Raw genomic sequence first — 14,321 nt, 5'->3', positions numbered from 1 at the left:
AAGAACCTTTTTAGAGAATTTTTTTTAATGTACCCCCATAAATCTATAGGGGGATTCGAATAATATTTATGGGTTATTTTTTTTTGCAATATTTTGAAATAATTTTGAAATAATTTTGTAAATTTTGAAACCTTTTTATCGACTGATTCGTTTTATATATCGTACAGCATGTTTTCTGACAGTCAGCAAAAGTTCCATAGCAGCATAAATTATTTTATGTGAGGGTGATTGAAGAGTGTGGTAAAATAAGGATTGGTTTGTAAAAGGAGGAGATGATGGTGTTAACGGAGTATGGACCTCAGGCGATTTTGAGTATAATCTCGCATCTTGCCTTTATTGCGCTAACTTGGTGGGCATTAATGGCAATCAACTTTGAGAAGTTTTTACGCGCCAATCGGGTGGTCCAAGCGAGAGTGCTTTATATATTATTGTCGATTGCAATCGGTTCAGTCGTTAGTAACTTTTTCCTCGACTATCTGGCATGGTCACAGCAACTTCCGCTATTATTGGAATAGAATTTGGAAAAAAGATAGGTCTTCATACACGTTTGCGAATGGAAGATTTTTAGTACAATTTTATATGATATGGTATTATTACCTGCTCACAATACATAGACATCAAATTTGTGCATTTTTTTACAAAGTCGTTGTCAAAAAGTGACGTTATTTCATGGGTATGTTACTCCTTCGCTTGGTAACAATGGTATTAAGGGGAGGGGTACGGTGTATGAAAAAAATAATCCTTGTGATTGTCACTTTATCAGTGGTTGGAATGGTTCTTTTTAACATGGAAAGTGCAAAGGGAAAGGGCGAACTGGATCTCTTTAAGATGGTGTCAATATTAGAAGGCGAGAATATTATCATCAATAAATGGACGTTGCATGCAAGACAAGATTTGGGAAACGTCCAAGTACAGGAGAAAATGAATAAATTAAGTAAGGCGTATCCCAATTTAGATTGGGAAATTACTGAAGATAATGAAAAATGGGAAGCGAAAGCTGTAATGGCAGCTGGCAATGGCTTGAATGAAACGCTTCAAATTCTTTCTGCCGGTGAAGGTAACCATATGCAAAGCTATTTGATTTATGAGGTAACCGGAGAGGGCTGGCAAAAGGAAACGAAGGAATTTTTACAAAGAGCGGTTGTCGAAAAAATTAGCGACATTTTTCAAGGAAAAGCCAATATTTTCTCTTGTATATATAGTGAGTTCGGTGATAAGATGAATAAGTCTTTGCCTAGTAGAGTAAATCATTTGTTACAGGCATTTGATGCAAAAGCAATTGAAAAACTTGAAGAAAACTCCTTTGTATCGACAACAGCATATTCGAAGATTTTTTCAGAAACGATAAAAGGACAAAAAGAAGAGATGAATCTGCAACTTGGAGTAAGAAATCAAGGATTGGGCGGAAATACTACCCTCGTAGTTGGCACACCAATCATTACAGTTGAATATTAATATAGAGATAATGGACGCGGAGGGGAATACTTTGGAAAAAATCATCGTCCGTGGCGGAAAAAGGTTAAACGGAACTGTCAAAGTAGAGGGGGCAAAAAACGCCGTTTTACCTGTTATCGCCGCAACACTGTTAGCAAGTGATGGAAGAAGCGTTATTCGGGATGTGCCTACACTCTCCGATGTATATACCATCAATGAAGTATTGCGTTATTTGGGTGCCGAAGTGGCATTTAAGGATAACACTGTTGTCGTGGATGCATCAAAAGAGTTAAATGTAGAAGCACCGTTTGAATATGTGCGTAAAATGAGAGCTTCAGTTTTAGTTATGGGGTCTCTTTTAGCAAGAAACGGCCGTGCAAGGGTTGCATTACCAGGCGGCTGTGCCATTGGTTCACGTCCAATTGATCAGCACTTAAAGGGCTTTGAAGCCATGGGTGCAACGGTTAAGGTCGGAAATGGCTTTATCGAAGCAGAAGTAGATGGCCGCCTGAGCGGCGCGAAAATTTATTTAGATTTCCCAAGTGTTGGTGCAACGGAGAATATTATGATGGCGGCTGTTCTTGCTGAAGGAACAACTATTATCGACAACGTTGCAAAAGAGCCGGAAATCGTTGACTTAGCAAACTTCCTTAACAAGATGGGTGCTAAGGTCAAAGGTGCAGGTACGGGTACAATCAAAATTGAAGGTGTGAATGTGCTGTTTGGCGCTGATCACAACATCATTCCAGACCGTGTCGAAGCCGGAACCTTTATGGTAGCTGCCGCTATTACTGGCGGAGATGTGCTTGTAAAGGGTGCTGTTCCTGAGCATTTAACATCTCTTATCGCAAAAATGGAAGAGATGGGCGTGAAAATCATTGAAGAGACTGAAGGTCTCCGTGTAATTGGATCTGACAATCTGAAGGCTGTTGACATCAAAACGATGCCGCATCCTGGTTTCCCAACTGATATGCAGTCACAAATGATGGCATTATTGCTTCAGGCAAAGGGAACTTCTATGATTACAGAGACGGTTTTTGAAAATCGTTTTATGCACGTAGAAGAATTCCGTAGAATGAATGCGGATTTGAAAATTGAAGGACGTTCTGTTGTCATTAATGGACCGGCAAACCTTCAAGGTGCAGAAGTTGCTGCAACTGATCTTCGCGCAGCAGCTGCGTTAATCGTGTCTGGACTTGTCGCTGACGGTATGACACGCGTAACAGAACTAAAGCACTTGGACCGTGGGTATGTGAACTTCCATGAGAAGTTGGCTTCTCTTGGTGCAGACATCGAAAGAGTCAACGAAGCAGATGAAGTGATTAACTACGATGAAAAATATATTTCAGATCTTAATGCCTAAATCAAACTATAACTCTTAGAAAAACCGCATGGAAACCGAGTGCGGTTTTTTGCTTTGTTTTTGATTTGGGAAGTATTTGGTTGGAGTTTGTGCTGTTTGTGCTTGCGTTTTCGAATGATTTCCTGTGAGAGAAAAGATGCTTAAGCTATGACAGGTTCCCTTGCTGTTTATTTAGCTATTGATTTTACACAATTCTCAAACCCTATTATTATCCTCAATTATTTCTCCCTATATTATATTATTACCCAAAAAAATGAAAAATATGCATAGATCAAAATTAGTCATAAAAACTTGTCCATCTCCATATGAATGAAATGTGAAAGAGATTTTCTGAACGTTTGATCAAAATAATAGGAAAGGATTTAATGTGTTACTGCGGCGGGGATTTACTGCGATGGGGGACAGTCCCCTGGAACGTTAAAGCGTTACCGCAACGGGGGACAGTCCCCCACTACGGTAAAGTGCGGAAGTGCTCCGCTGTTCACTTATTGTGAACATTTTATTCATTATGGAGGATAATCATGAAGAAATTCAAACCGGTCGTTCTACTAGCAGCACTATTATTCATTGTAACCCTGATGATTCCGACGTTTGTGGTACTTCCATTTGGTGAAGAAAAGGTAAGTGGAAAGCTTGGGGAGGATGTCAAAGAAGCAGCACGAGAAAAGCCGGAAGCAGAGGTAACTGCAGCTCCTTCAATTGACGTAGCTGTCTATCGGACTGCCAAGCAAGATGTGGAGAGCATTCCTCTTGAAGAATATGTAGCAGGTGTTGTCGCATCTGAAATGCCAGCAGATTTTGAAAAGGAAGCGCTTAAGGCTCAAGCTTTAACAGCCCGTACGTATATTGTGAAGCAATTGATGAGTAATCAGAGTGTGGAGCTGCCAAAGGATGCCAATGTTGCTGACACGGAGTTTTTCCAAGTATATAAAAGCCCGGATGAACTAAAGCAAATTTGGGGACCCTCTAATTTTGAGTGGAAGATGGAAAAAATTAAAGAGGCAGTCCGAGAAACGCAAGGGCAGATTCTAACGTATGACGGTACCCCGATTGATGCAACTTTCTTTTCCACAAGCAATGGCTATACAGAAAGTTCTGAAGCCATATGGCCTAATTCGTTGCCTTATTTAAAAAGTGTAGAAAGTCCTTGGGACAAACAATCTCCTAAATACAACGGTCAAAAAATTATTTCCGTTAAAGATTTTGAGGCAAAGCTAGGTGTTAAGCTTTCGGATAATAAAACCATCGGTGCAGTAATCGAACGAACAGAAGGCAAGCGGGTGGCGAAGGTTAATATTAATGGAAAAGAAGTAAGCGGGAAGGATATTCGTAATAAATTGGGTCTCATGTCCACAGACTTTACATGGGAGCGCAGGGGTGACAATATCGTCATTAACACAAAAGGATACGGTCACGGAGTAGGTATGAGCCAATACGGTGCAAATGGAATGGCGAAAGAAGGAAAGAAATACGCAGATATTGTTCAATACTATTACCAGGGAGTCCAAATCGCTGATTCAGAACCATTCATAACAACAATTACAGCGAAGAAATAACGTTAAGTATATAAGGTCATAAACATAAAAAAGAGGGACTGTTCATCACCGCATTAAAGCGGCGGGGGACAGTCCCTCATCTTATTAATGCTTTACCGCATTGGGGGACAGTCCCCCGCTATATTACCGCGTTGAGGTGTTCTCTAATTTCCTCAATAATGTCCCAAGCTTTAAAAATCTTTTTTTCTGATAAGCTCCATATAAAATCCAGGAGGCTACTAGGACGCCTGTGATGTCTTTGACCACGTCTATTATGGTTGCAGAGCGGTATGGGACGAAGGATTGATGGATTTCATCTATGATCCCATATAGAGAGGCAATAATGATAAGAATAATGTTTCGCTTTGCTGTTAATCCTTTGAACGTTAAGAGTGCCAGGACGAGCAAGACATAAAGAATGCCAAATTCGATTAAATGAAGCGATTCTTTAATATTGGCATCCCATTCTGAATCTGGCAGCTCGACCACCGCATTATCAGGCATACTCGACATTACCCAAATCGTAACTATATAAATGAAGGGAAACAATCTTAAAAGTATTTTTAACATAATAATACTAATACCACCAATCTACTATATAAATGATTTATAAAACTCAATGTTCCAAAGCCATTTTCGAGTATATTCTGTCTTGAGCAACTAAACCTGCTAAAAACAATTCTTGCGCTGCTTAAGCCTCATAAATAATAAAGTAAATAAAAGTAAGAAAACTAACACTACACCATTTTAAAGCATTACCGTAATGGGGGACTGTCCCCCATTACGGTAATGCTTTAGAGTAGTCCAGAACAATGCGAATGAAATTTTTACAATAACTATGAATAATTATAAACGTTTTGTCGAAAAATAAGGAGTAAAAATTTTTTTCCAGGAAGGTATATAAACTTAGCAATTTGTTCAGAATGATTGCTGAGGTGATGATAAATGAGAGAGGAAGAAAAAAATACTTCTCGAGGTTTTAAACGCTATTTCAAAAAGCGTTGGGTATTTCCAGCTGTTTATATTGCGAGTGCAGCCCTTATTCTAACCGGTGTTTTATGGTATCAAAACAGCAGCACGGACAATGCAATTGATTCAGATAAGTTTAGTCTAAATGGGACAGATGTTCCTGGACAGAATGCAAAAGATCAAGCTATTGAAGTAGCGCGTGCGATGGAAAACGTGAAACTTCCGCTTACTGCAAAAGACAGCAGCAGTGTTGTGATTCAAAAGAAATTCTATGAAGACAACGCGAAGGCTGAAGATCAGGAAGCAGCTCTAGTTGTTTACCAAAATCAATACCATCCAAACACAGGAATTGATATTACGGTAAAAGACGGTGAAGCATTTGATGTCATCGCATCATTAAGCGGAACCGTAACAAGAGTGGAAGAAGATGCACTTCTAGGAAACGTAATCGAAATCAGACACAGTGATGATATCGTTGTTCAATATTCATCTATTAAAGGGATGAAGGTTGAAGTGGGTGACGAAATCGAGCAAGGACAAGCGATTGCGACGGCTGGACAAAGCTTGTTCAATGAAGAAGCAGGCACACATATTCATTTTGAAATCCGTAAAAATGGTGTACCTGTAAATCCTGAAAAATTTCTAAACAAACCGGTTAGTGAGTTACAAGAATCTACAATAACAGAAGAGCCAGCTGCTGATGAAGAGCAAACAACTGGTGATAATGGTGTTAGCGAAGAAGAAGAGTTAATGAACGAAGAGGGCCAAGAAGAGACGAAGAAAGACCCTGCAGCCGATAAGGACAGTTCAAATGCGACTGAAGGTCAAGAAGAGTCTACAGAAACTCCAGCTGATTCAGACAAGCAGACAGAAGAGAAGCCTGCAGAAGATAAAAAGGAATCAACTGATTCTGAAAAGCCTGCAGATGAAAAAGACGCTGACAAAAAGCAAGAGAAAGAATCTACTAATAAAACAAATCAAGATGCATAATGATTGCATAAATAAAAAAAGGTGTCAGGAACAATATTATGGTCCCGACACCTTTTTTATTTTTTCAAAACAGTGAAGGCTAAAAAATGTAAACGTTTCATTAAATGTTTATCGTCCATTCTGCTAGTTCTCTAGAATTCGAACCCATATCGTAAAAAAATTCCCTAATTTTTGCTCAGATTGCTGAAATTGTGCATATTCCTGCCGTGATGCTAATAAACTGTTACAAACCTTACAAAGAGAGTGTTTGAGGTGAGGAGTCGTTTGAGATGAAGATAAATCTAGCTCTGGACCTGTTTATACATTGTAAGTTCAGAAAGCAGATGCTTTCGACCGTATGAAAGAGATGGGGGTATCATGCGGGTATCCAATAATTCACGGACAAAAGAGGCGAGTCTCATTTCACACTTCTCACATCCAAATTGGGGAGGGCGAGTGTGTGCACGATTACATCAAAGAGAGAACTATCAAGATTGGAAAGTATATCGTGGAGACGAGAAAAACAGTTCGCGTGATTGCGAAGGAGTTTGGCGTATCCAAAAGTACAGTCCATAAAGACCTGACAGAAAGACTTCCTGAAATCAATCCTGATCTAGCAAATGAAGTCAAAGAAATCTTAGATTATCATAAATCCATCCGCCACCTCCGAGGGGGCGAAGCAACGAAACTCAAATACAAGAAAGAAGAATTTGAGGAAGAACCGGTGCAATAAGCCGGTTTTTCCGCTGAGTATAGATAGAAGTAAGGTTTTGGCCTCCACTCTAGCTGGTTTGGAGGTTTTTTACATAGTTAAAAGTCTGCAAGGGCAGGCGGGAACTTCTTGATGTCCATTTCTCATGGAAGAGTCAATAATCAGTTTATCCACAGTGTTTGCTAACAAAGCTTTTTTGAAAAGAGCTGCTGGAAGTTCAGACTAATTCTTTTTCATTTTGAAGAGTTTAAATGCCGATCATTGGTGGTTTTGTTAAAGTCATAGGGTTTTCGTTCTCCCAAGCTACCTTATAGAAATTCATAGTATATTACGTAAATAGGAATAATGAAACTTATAGGTAGTAATTCAGGATTGTTTTGACAAAATAGCGCAAAAAACTACAAGTTTTTTAAACAAACTGTTACTTGCTATGAAAAATATGGTATAATTATCAATTAGGATAAGGACATGGTTGAGATTAAAGCATAGAATTTGTCAGGTCTTGTTACGCCTTTTTTAAAATAAAACAAAATGAGGTTAACAGAGCCGTCAGATAGCATCTGGAGTCCAAAAAATCGGAACACCGGTGCTCAAGGATCGTTGTAGATGCATAGGGAGATACACGTCAGAGCGAAAGTCATGCATGTGACGATAATAAATAGAAGCATCCGGCCATTGTACAAGGAGGAAAGCCGAAAATGTTCGCAAGGGATATTGGAATTGACTTAGGAACGGCAAATGTATTAATTCATGTTAAGGGCCGTGGAATTGTGTTGAATGAACCTTCAGTTGTGGCGATAGATAAGAATACGAACCGAGTATTGGCTGTTGGGGAAGAAGCTCGCCGTATGGTAGGCCGGACGCCGGGGAATATCGTGGCCATTCGTCCATTAAAAGATGGAGTTATCGCGGATTTTGATGTCACAGAGGCCATGCTAAAGCATTTTATCAACAAGTTGAATGTAAAAGGATTTCTTTCTAAGCCACGCATTTTGATTTGCTGCCCGACGAATATTACAAGCGTTGAGCAAAAGGCGATTAAAGAAGCAGCGGAAAAAAGCGGTGGGAAAAAGATTTATTTAGAGGAAGAGCCTAAGGTTGCTGCGATTGGCGCAGGTATGGATATTTTCCAGCCAAGCGGAAACTTGGTGGTCGACATCGGCGGTGGAACAACGGATGTCGCGGTTTTATCAATGGGTGATATTGTAACAGCCTCGTCGATAAAAATGGCAGGAGATAAGTTTGACTCAGAAATTCTGAATTATATTAAGAAACAATATAAACTGTTAATCGGTGAAAGAACGGCTGAAAATATTAAAATTACGATTGGAACAGTTTTCCCTGACTCCAGAAGTGAGGAAATGGAAATCAGAGGCCGCGATATGGTATCAGGACTTCCACGTACAATCTCGGTGAAATCAGATGAAATTGAAAGAGCTCTTCGTGAATCTGTGACGGTCATTGTCCAAGCGGCTAAATCAGTATTGGAGCGCACGCCTCCAGAACTTTCCGCGGACATCATAGACCGCGGGGTTATCTTAACCGGCGGAGGCGCATTGCTGCACGGTATTGACATGTTGTTAGCTGAAGAATTGAAGGTACCGGTACTAATAGCGGAAAACCCAATGGACTGTGTGGCTATTGGAACAGGAATTATGCTAGACAATATTGATCGACTGCCAAGAAGAAAAATTGGATAAACCGCAAGAAAAAGCCTGTTGAGACAAAAACTCTCCAACAGGCTTTTTCGCATTAAAGCAGCGGGGGACAGTCCCCCGCTCGAGTAACACGTTAAAGTGTCGGGGGACTGTCCCCCATGGCTTTAAAGTGGCAAAGGATAATTAGTGTAATAAATTCCATTGGTGGTAATAACATAAGGGTTATGGTTGATTATTCCTGTTACTTAATCTTTTTCCAGTGTCTATACTTAGTTTTCTCTGAAAAACGTGCTGATTATTTCTGTTTTTTTTCTTATAATAGTGAATAGGTATGAATGTACGACATTTTTCGTGTCTCACGATTTCATTATAGAATGGAATAGAATGAATGTGGAAGCAGGTGTGGGTGTATGTTAAGAGGTTTTTATACAGCGGCGTCAGGGATGCTGGCGCAACAGCGGAGGACGGAAATGTTAGCAAATAATATGGCCAATGCGAATACGCCTGGTTTTAAAGCAGACCAAACATCGCTTAGGGCTTTTCCAGAAATGCTGCTTAGTCAGATTAAGGAGCAGTCATTTCCTGCAGGACAGAAGAATGTACCAACGTCTTATAATCCCATTGGAGCTTTGAATACGGGTGTCTATCTGCAGGAAACTATGCCGTTCTTTCAGCAGGGCACATTAAAAGAAACTACATTAAGTACGGATGTTTCTCTAGTGGATATTAATCTTCCGATCAATCAGAATACCGGGAGTACAGGTTCTGTCTTTTTTACCATAGCGAATGCGAACGGTGAAATCCGATATACACGTAATGGCAATTTCACTTTAGATAGTGAGGGATACTTGACGACGGGAAGCGGTCAGTATGTATTAGATCAGCAGAGGAATCGGATTCAGCTGTCAAGCAGTGAATTTGAGATTAATGAGGATGGCTATATCACAGGTGCCAACGGGGAAACAGCGCGGCTTGGAATAGGTTATAGTGATAATCCGATGTCCATGGTGAAGGAAGGCGATGGTTTATTCCGAGCAGAAGGCGAGCTTGCTGATGCTTATACGGCGGCAGGTGTCATGTTTAAAATGCAACAGGGATATTTGGAGCAGTCCAATGTGAACACCGCGCAAACAATGACAGACATGATGACAGCTTACCGTGCGTTTGAGGCCAATCAGAAGATATTGCAGGCTTATGATACCAGCTTGCAAAAAACGGTCAATGAAGTGGGAAGAATCGGCTAAAGGTAATTCTGAAGCGGGGGGCTAGAGATGAATAGAACGATGATTACAGCAACGAACACGTTAGGACAGCTTCAAAAGCAAATTGACGTGATAAGTAACAATATAGCAAACGTGGATATAACCGGATTTAAGCGCAGAGAGGCAACATTTACGGACTTGCTTGTTCAGCAGTTTGACAATCTGCCTGGAGGAGATCCAGATACGGCAGCAGCAAGGTTAACACCTGAGGGCATTCGTCAGGGGACTGGTGCGAAGCTTGGACAGATTCAAATGATTATGACACAGGGAACTTTTAAATCAACGGAACGCCCATTGGATACCGCTTTTACAAAAGAAGGCTTGTTCTACCGCATCCAGGTGCAGAGAGGTGATGTGTACGAAACACAGTACACGAGGGATGGAGCTTTCTATTTATCGCCGTTGTCGGAGAATGAGATGACGCTAGTGACAAGCAGTGGTCATCCGATTTTGGATGAGAATAACGAACCGGTGGTTATTGCGGGTAAGGCGAAGGATTATACGATAACTGAAACGGGCACTTTAAAGGTTAATATGGAAGATGGAAGTCAGCAGAATGTAAATCTGGGTGTGTCGCTCGTGAATAATCCGCAATTTTTAGAACAAAAAGGGGGAAACCGGCTTGGGCTTCCAGCTGGAGTCGAAGCGGATGGTGTGTTAACGGATCTTAATGGAGAATTGCGGAGTCAGATTTCCATTCGCTCCGGTACACTAGAGCTTTCTAACGTTGATTTATCAAAAGAAATGACAGATCTGATGACAGCTCAGCGCTCCTATCAATTTCAAGCACGTTCGATTAATATGGCCGATCAAATGATGGGGCTAATAAATGGAATTCGTTAAAGGGGAAAACAGAATGGCTTTAAACGAAACTAGCCGTGAAGCCTTCAAGGCTGAGAACAAACAAAATAAAGAAAAAGAGCAATCCGAAAAGAAAAGTAAGCGAATCCGTATACGCCTGATTCCTATTTGGTTGCGCTTGATTATCGTTTTGCTGCTGATTTTCTTTAGCACAGCCATTGGCGCAATGGTAGGTTACGGTGTTATTGGCAGCGGAAATATATTCGATGTCTTCAAACCATCCACCTGGACCTATATCATTGATTTAGTTCAGAGGAAATAGAGCATTGCATTAAAGCGGTGGGGGACAGTCCCCCAATGTGGTAAAGCGTTAAAGTAATGGGGGACTGTCCCCCACCTTGCTAAAGCACTAAATTAGAGAAGCTTATCCATTGTATTTGTTTGTGAGTTTATGTAAAATTATTCCTAAAATAGGAGGAATACATATGATGTTAGATATAGATCAAATAAAAGAGATTATCCCGCATCGGTATCCGTTTTTGTTAGTTGACCGGATTGTGGAAGTTGAAGAGGGAAAAAGGGCAATCGGAATTAAAAATGTAAGTGCGAATGAAGAGTTCTTCAATGGGCATTTTCCAGAATTTCCAGTTATGCCAGGTGTGTTGATTGTAGAGGCTTTAGCGCAAGTTGGCGCCGTTGCTATGCTAATGAAGGAAGAAAACCGAGGCCGTCTTGCCTTTTTCGCAGGAATCGATAACTGCCGTTTTAAACGTCAAGTACGTCCTGGGGATCAGCTAAGATTAGAAGTGGAGATGACACGTCTACGCGGCTCCTTTGGAAAAGGGAAAGCGATTGCTACCGTTGACGGAGAAGTTGCCTGCGAAACAGAAATTATGTTTGCACTAGGCGATGCAAAAGAAAACTAAGATACTTTAATACGGTAATAGACTAGGGGACAGTCCCTCAATGCGTTAACGCATTGAGGGACTGTCCCCCGCTGCTTTAATGTGCTAAACTGCTGCATGATTGTTGACCCTTTGGTATATGATAAATAAAAGCCATTCATGAGGGTTTTTGTCTTAGTGGATAAAGCTCGTTTTTTATATCGTCAGGACCCGATGCGGTGAGAAGAGCCTTGCTGTGACGCGATTGAGGTTTCAGCACTAGCCGTTCTAATCCAATCCCCTTTTCCGCTCATTCCTCTCCCTCCAATAAAATCCTCCTCTTACAAATTCTGATATACCAGCATCATGCAAGATTGACTTTCATTTGGGTAACCTAACAAAAGACCAAGAGAGGGTCTATTTTCAAACACTTATGTTGAAAGGGGTTACACGAATGAATAAGAAACTTTTATCGTTAATTGGCGGTTCAGTGTTATCCATCATGCTATTGGGAGGCTGTGGTGACGACCAAAATGACCCGCCCCCAGAGGATGATGTAAACATCGAAGAAAATAACGATAAAAACAATGGTATGAACAACGATAACAACGATAACAACAATGGTACAAACGGTAATGATGATAATAATGGTCTAGGTGATGATGATGGAGTTCTAAATGACGAAAATCTAGGTGATGATAACAACAATGATATCAATACTGACAATGATCTTGATCCGGCGACTGATAACAACACGCCGAAAGAAGATATTGTAGAAGACGAACTTGATATGAATGATGAAAATAACAAAGATAAATAGACCCTATTGATGGAAAAATAAAAAGGATAGATAAGAATTTCACTTTGTCTATCCTTTTTATCATTTTATAAAATGAACCATAAATCGCGGCTTAATATCTTAACGCAATCCACTATGGAACAGCTGCTAAATCCAGCCCAATCAGTTTTCGTTCTCACCTTCGAGCTCCTCTTCCATTTCTTGCTCAAAACTATCCCGTTTGCCATCCTCCTCCTCGAGATCCTCAGCCTTTTCATTCGGATCCTTGACAGATGGTTCCTCCTCCTGCGGGTCTTCCGGCGGCGGTGCCGGGTCCTCATCATCGTTACAACCGGCAGCGATACCGGAGGCGAGCAGCACACTCGCAAACATGAGATACCACTTTTTCTTCATAATCATCCTCCTTCCTAAGATAGATTCTTTGTTTAGCTTTTCCTATATGAATCAGATAATCCGCATTTTTCAACCGTAAGATTTATTAAAAAAACAAAAAAAAGAAACCCATTGGCTTCTCTACATTTTCGGCGATATTTTTGGCTTGGTAAGCATTTTTTCTTTAAACTCTTTCAACAGCTCCTGGCCGCACAGGCCTTTTTCAATTAAAGCCTTTAGTAAAACCTCAGGATAGGTGTTCGCTTGATTAATCTCACCCTTAAAGAGGAGACTCAAATATCCGCCAGCTAATTTTTTCATTTGTAAAGACTTTGCCTGAAAATAGGCTGGGTCGTTTTCTGCCCTTGTTATAACCACCTGAAGAGAAATTTCTTGACTGACATCAATCAGTTTTTGAAAATAGGGCTCGTATGCGCCGGAAATATAGGCTTCTAATAGCCAGGTGCGATTTTTATCCTCCTTGTTAATAACGAGACCGTCTTCCAGCTTAATATCAATAAGACCGCATTCCTCAACCACCTGCAGCGAGATGAGCTTAAACGTCTTCATGCATCAACCTCCCGTTATTTGTCTGTTATGGTAAAAATTATAGCACATTTATAATTGAAATCGCTCTCAAAAATTATTTGTTCATATAGGTGAAAATTCATAAATTCATGTGAAAAATTACACAATCATTACAAAAAAAGTGCAATAAATGAATTTTCATTAGATTCTGCCCTTGGAAATTGAATTTTCATGGTTTTACGGGCAGGAGCCACCTAAGGTATGATGAGACCATCAACAAGGAGAGGAGAGAACTTATGATAAATCAAGTCACACTTGTAGGCAGGATCACGAAGGACCCTGAGCTGCGGATAACGCCGGAAGGGATTGCAGTTACCAGCATTACGTTGGCACTTAATCGGCAATTTCGCAGCCAGCAGGGGGAGTATGGTGCCGATTTCGTCCAATGTACCATTTGGAAAAAGGCGGCCGAGAATACCGTGAATTATTGCCGCAAGGGATCGCTCATCGGAATAACCGGCCGAATCCAGACGCGTAACTATGATAATCAAGATGGGCGCAAGGTCTATGTTACCGAGGTCGTAGCGGACACGGTAAAATTCATCGGAACGAAGCGCTCAGAAGACTCTATACACCACCTTGAAAAAGAGAAACCTGAACCTGTACCAATTAGCCAGGGGTAAGGATAAGAAGGTAAGATTTCATTATAAGCTGTCAAAACACAAATAATGTTAGGCAGATTAAAGTCTAGTGACACATATTTCACTGAATCAGAGGTGAATCATGAAGGAACAAAATGACGAATTGCTACTAGAGCATATGATACGAATGCAAGCTAAGCTGATTGAAAAGGTTGACGCCCTTAACAGCCGGCTCAACCAAATCGAGTATGTCCTTAAACAAGATGATCAACGACTTTCTGAGTCTTATTTTTACTGTAAAAATGCTGTAGGCTTTGAAATGTCCATTGAATCATAGATAAAAAAAGTCCTCGCAGGAATCTACGCTTAGAGAAAATCAAACACCGCCCCGCTT

The 14,321-nt window shown here is 40.6% G+C and carries 17 protein-coding genes; 14 read left to right on the top strand and 3 right to left on the bottom strand.

All coding sequences use genetic code 11. The annotated features are described in order from the left end of the window. Positions 1 to 272 precede the first annotated feature (272 nt). The 4 genes from F4V44_RS05125 to spoIID all read left to right on the top strand — a co-directional run bounded on the left by F4V44_RS05125 (position 273) and on the right by spoIID (position 4,353). Complete coding sequence (locus F4V44_RS05125) at positions 273 to 515, top strand: DUF1146 family protein (RefSeq protein ID WP_396897475.1); 243 nt, start codon at positions 273 to 275, stop codon at positions 513 to 515. A gap of 211 nt (positions 516 to 726) precedes the next feature. Then, positions 727 to 1,455, top strand: coding sequence for a YwmB family TATA-box binding protein (locus F4V44_RS05120; protein WP_191090575.1), 729 nt, complete (start codon positions 727 to 729; stop codon positions 1,453 to 1,455). 31 nt (positions 1,456 to 1,486) lie between these two features. Continuing rightward, entirely contained in the window at positions 1,487 to 2,797 is a 1,311-nt protein-coding gene (gene murA / locus F4V44_RS05115) for a UDP-N-acetylglucosamine 1-carboxyvinyltransferase (RefSeq protein ID WP_150438927.1), read from the top strand. A gap of 521 nt (positions 2,798 to 3,318) precedes the next feature. Further along, entirely contained in the window at positions 3,319 to 4,353 is a 1,035-nt protein-coding gene (gene spoIID, locus F4V44_RS05110) for a stage II sporulation protein D (RefSeq protein ID WP_150438926.1), read from the top strand. Between the two features lie 123 nt (positions 4,354 to 4,476). Here the strand turns inward: spoIID and F4V44_RS05105 are convergent, their stop codons facing one another. After that, the gene (locus F4V44_RS05105) at positions 4,477 to 4,902 is read right to left on the bottom strand and encodes a VanZ family protein (RefSeq protein ID WP_150438925.1); all 426 of its coding nucleotides are present in this window, start codon (positions 4,900 to 4,902) and stop codon (positions 4,477 to 4,479) included. 375 nt (positions 4,903 to 5,277) lie between these two features. On the opposite strand from F4V44_RS05105, the gene F4V44_RS05100 reads away from it, so the two are divergent. The 8 genes from F4V44_RS05100 (at position 5,278) to F4V44_RS05065 (ending at position 12,407) form a co-directional block, all read left to right on the top strand. Further along, entirely contained in the window at positions 5,278 to 6,291 is a 1,014-nt protein-coding gene (locus F4V44_RS05100; protein ID WP_150438924.1) for a M23 family metallopeptidase, read from the top strand. Between the two features lie 439 nt (positions 6,292 to 6,730). Beyond that, a complete protein-coding gene (spoIIID, locus tag F4V44_RS05095; protein ID WP_071393313.1) occupies positions 6,731 to 7,003 on the top strand; it encodes a sporulation transcriptional regulator SpoIIID in 273 nt (90 codons plus the stop codon). A gap of 677 nt (positions 7,004 to 7,680) precedes the next feature. Then, positions 7,681 to 8,682 carry a rod shape-determining protein gene (gene mreB / locus F4V44_RS05090; RefSeq protein WP_150438923.1) on the top strand — a complete coding sequence of 334 codons (1,002 nt, stop codon included), beginning with the start codon at positions 7,681 to 7,683 and terminating at the stop codon, positions 8,680 to 8,682. Positions 8,683 to 9,050: 368 nt separating this feature from the next. Then, a complete protein-coding gene (locus F4V44_RS05085) occupies positions 9,051 to 9,884 on the top strand; it encodes a flagellar hook-basal body protein (RefSeq protein ID WP_150438922.1) in 834 nt (277 codons plus the stop codon). A gap of 27 nt (positions 9,885 to 9,911) precedes the next feature. After that, positions 9,912 to 10,745, top strand: coding sequence for a flagellar hook-basal body protein (locus F4V44_RS05080; protein ID WP_150438921.1), 834 nt, complete (start codon positions 9,912 to 9,914; stop codon positions 10,743 to 10,745). A 13-nt stretch (positions 10,746 to 10,758) separates the two neighbouring features. Continuing rightward, on the top strand, positions 10,759 to 11,025 hold the full coding sequence (locus tag F4V44_RS05075) for a DNA-directed RNA polymerase subunit beta (RefSeq protein ID WP_150438920.1): 267 nt from the start codon (positions 10,759 to 10,761) through the stop codon (positions 11,023 to 11,025). 166 nt (positions 11,026 to 11,191) lie between these two features. After that, a complete protein-coding gene (fabZ, locus tag F4V44_RS05070; protein WP_150438962.1) occupies positions 11,192 to 11,629 on the top strand; it encodes a 3-hydroxyacyl-ACP dehydratase FabZ in 438 nt (145 codons plus the stop codon). A 412-nt stretch (positions 11,630 to 12,041) separates the two neighbouring features. Then, on the top strand, positions 12,042 to 12,407 hold the full coding sequence (locus F4V44_RS05065) for a hypothetical protein (protein WP_150438919.1): 366 nt from the start codon (positions 12,042 to 12,044) through the stop codon (positions 12,405 to 12,407). 141 nt (positions 12,408 to 12,548) lie between these two features. Here F4V44_RS05065 and F4V44_RS05060 read toward each other — a convergent pair whose 3' ends face one another. Beyond that, positions 12,549 to 12,779 carry a hypothetical protein gene (locus F4V44_RS05060; protein WP_150438918.1) on the bottom strand — a complete coding sequence of 77 codons (231 nt, stop codon included), beginning with the start codon at positions 12,777 to 12,779 and terminating at the stop codon, positions 12,549 to 12,551. A gap of 120 nt (positions 12,780 to 12,899) precedes the next feature. Then, positions 12,900 to 13,328, bottom strand: a complete 429-nt coding sequence (locus tag F4V44_RS05055; RefSeq protein WP_150438917.1) for a YwpF family protein — start codon at positions 13,326 to 13,328, stop codon at positions 12,900 to 12,902. Positions 13,329 to 13,582: 254 nt separating this feature from the next. Between F4V44_RS05055 and ssb the strand changes: the two genes are divergently transcribed. Both ssb and F4V44_RS05045 read left to right on the top strand, forming a co-directional pair. Further along, positions 13,583 to 13,969 (top strand): single-stranded DNA-binding protein, encoded by a 387-nt coding sequence (gene ssb, locus F4V44_RS05050; RefSeq protein WP_150438916.1) that lies wholly within the window; start codon positions 13,583 to 13,585, stop codon positions 13,967 to 13,969. Between the two features lie 100 nt (positions 13,970 to 14,069). Further along, entirely contained in the window at positions 14,070 to 14,264 is a 195-nt protein-coding gene (locus F4V44_RS05045; RefSeq protein WP_150438915.1) for a hypothetical protein, read from the top strand. The last annotated feature ends 57 nt before the right edge of the window (positions 14,265 to 14,321 follow it).

The organism is Niallia endozanthoxylica (assembly GCF_008710145.1).
Taxonomy (GTDB): Bacteria; Bacillota; Bacilli; order Bacillales; family Cytobacillaceae; genus Bacillus_BD; species Bacillus_BD endozanthoxylica.
Note: the sequence above shows the minus strand (reverse complement) of the source record. Positions and strands in the feature narration are given on the sequence as shown.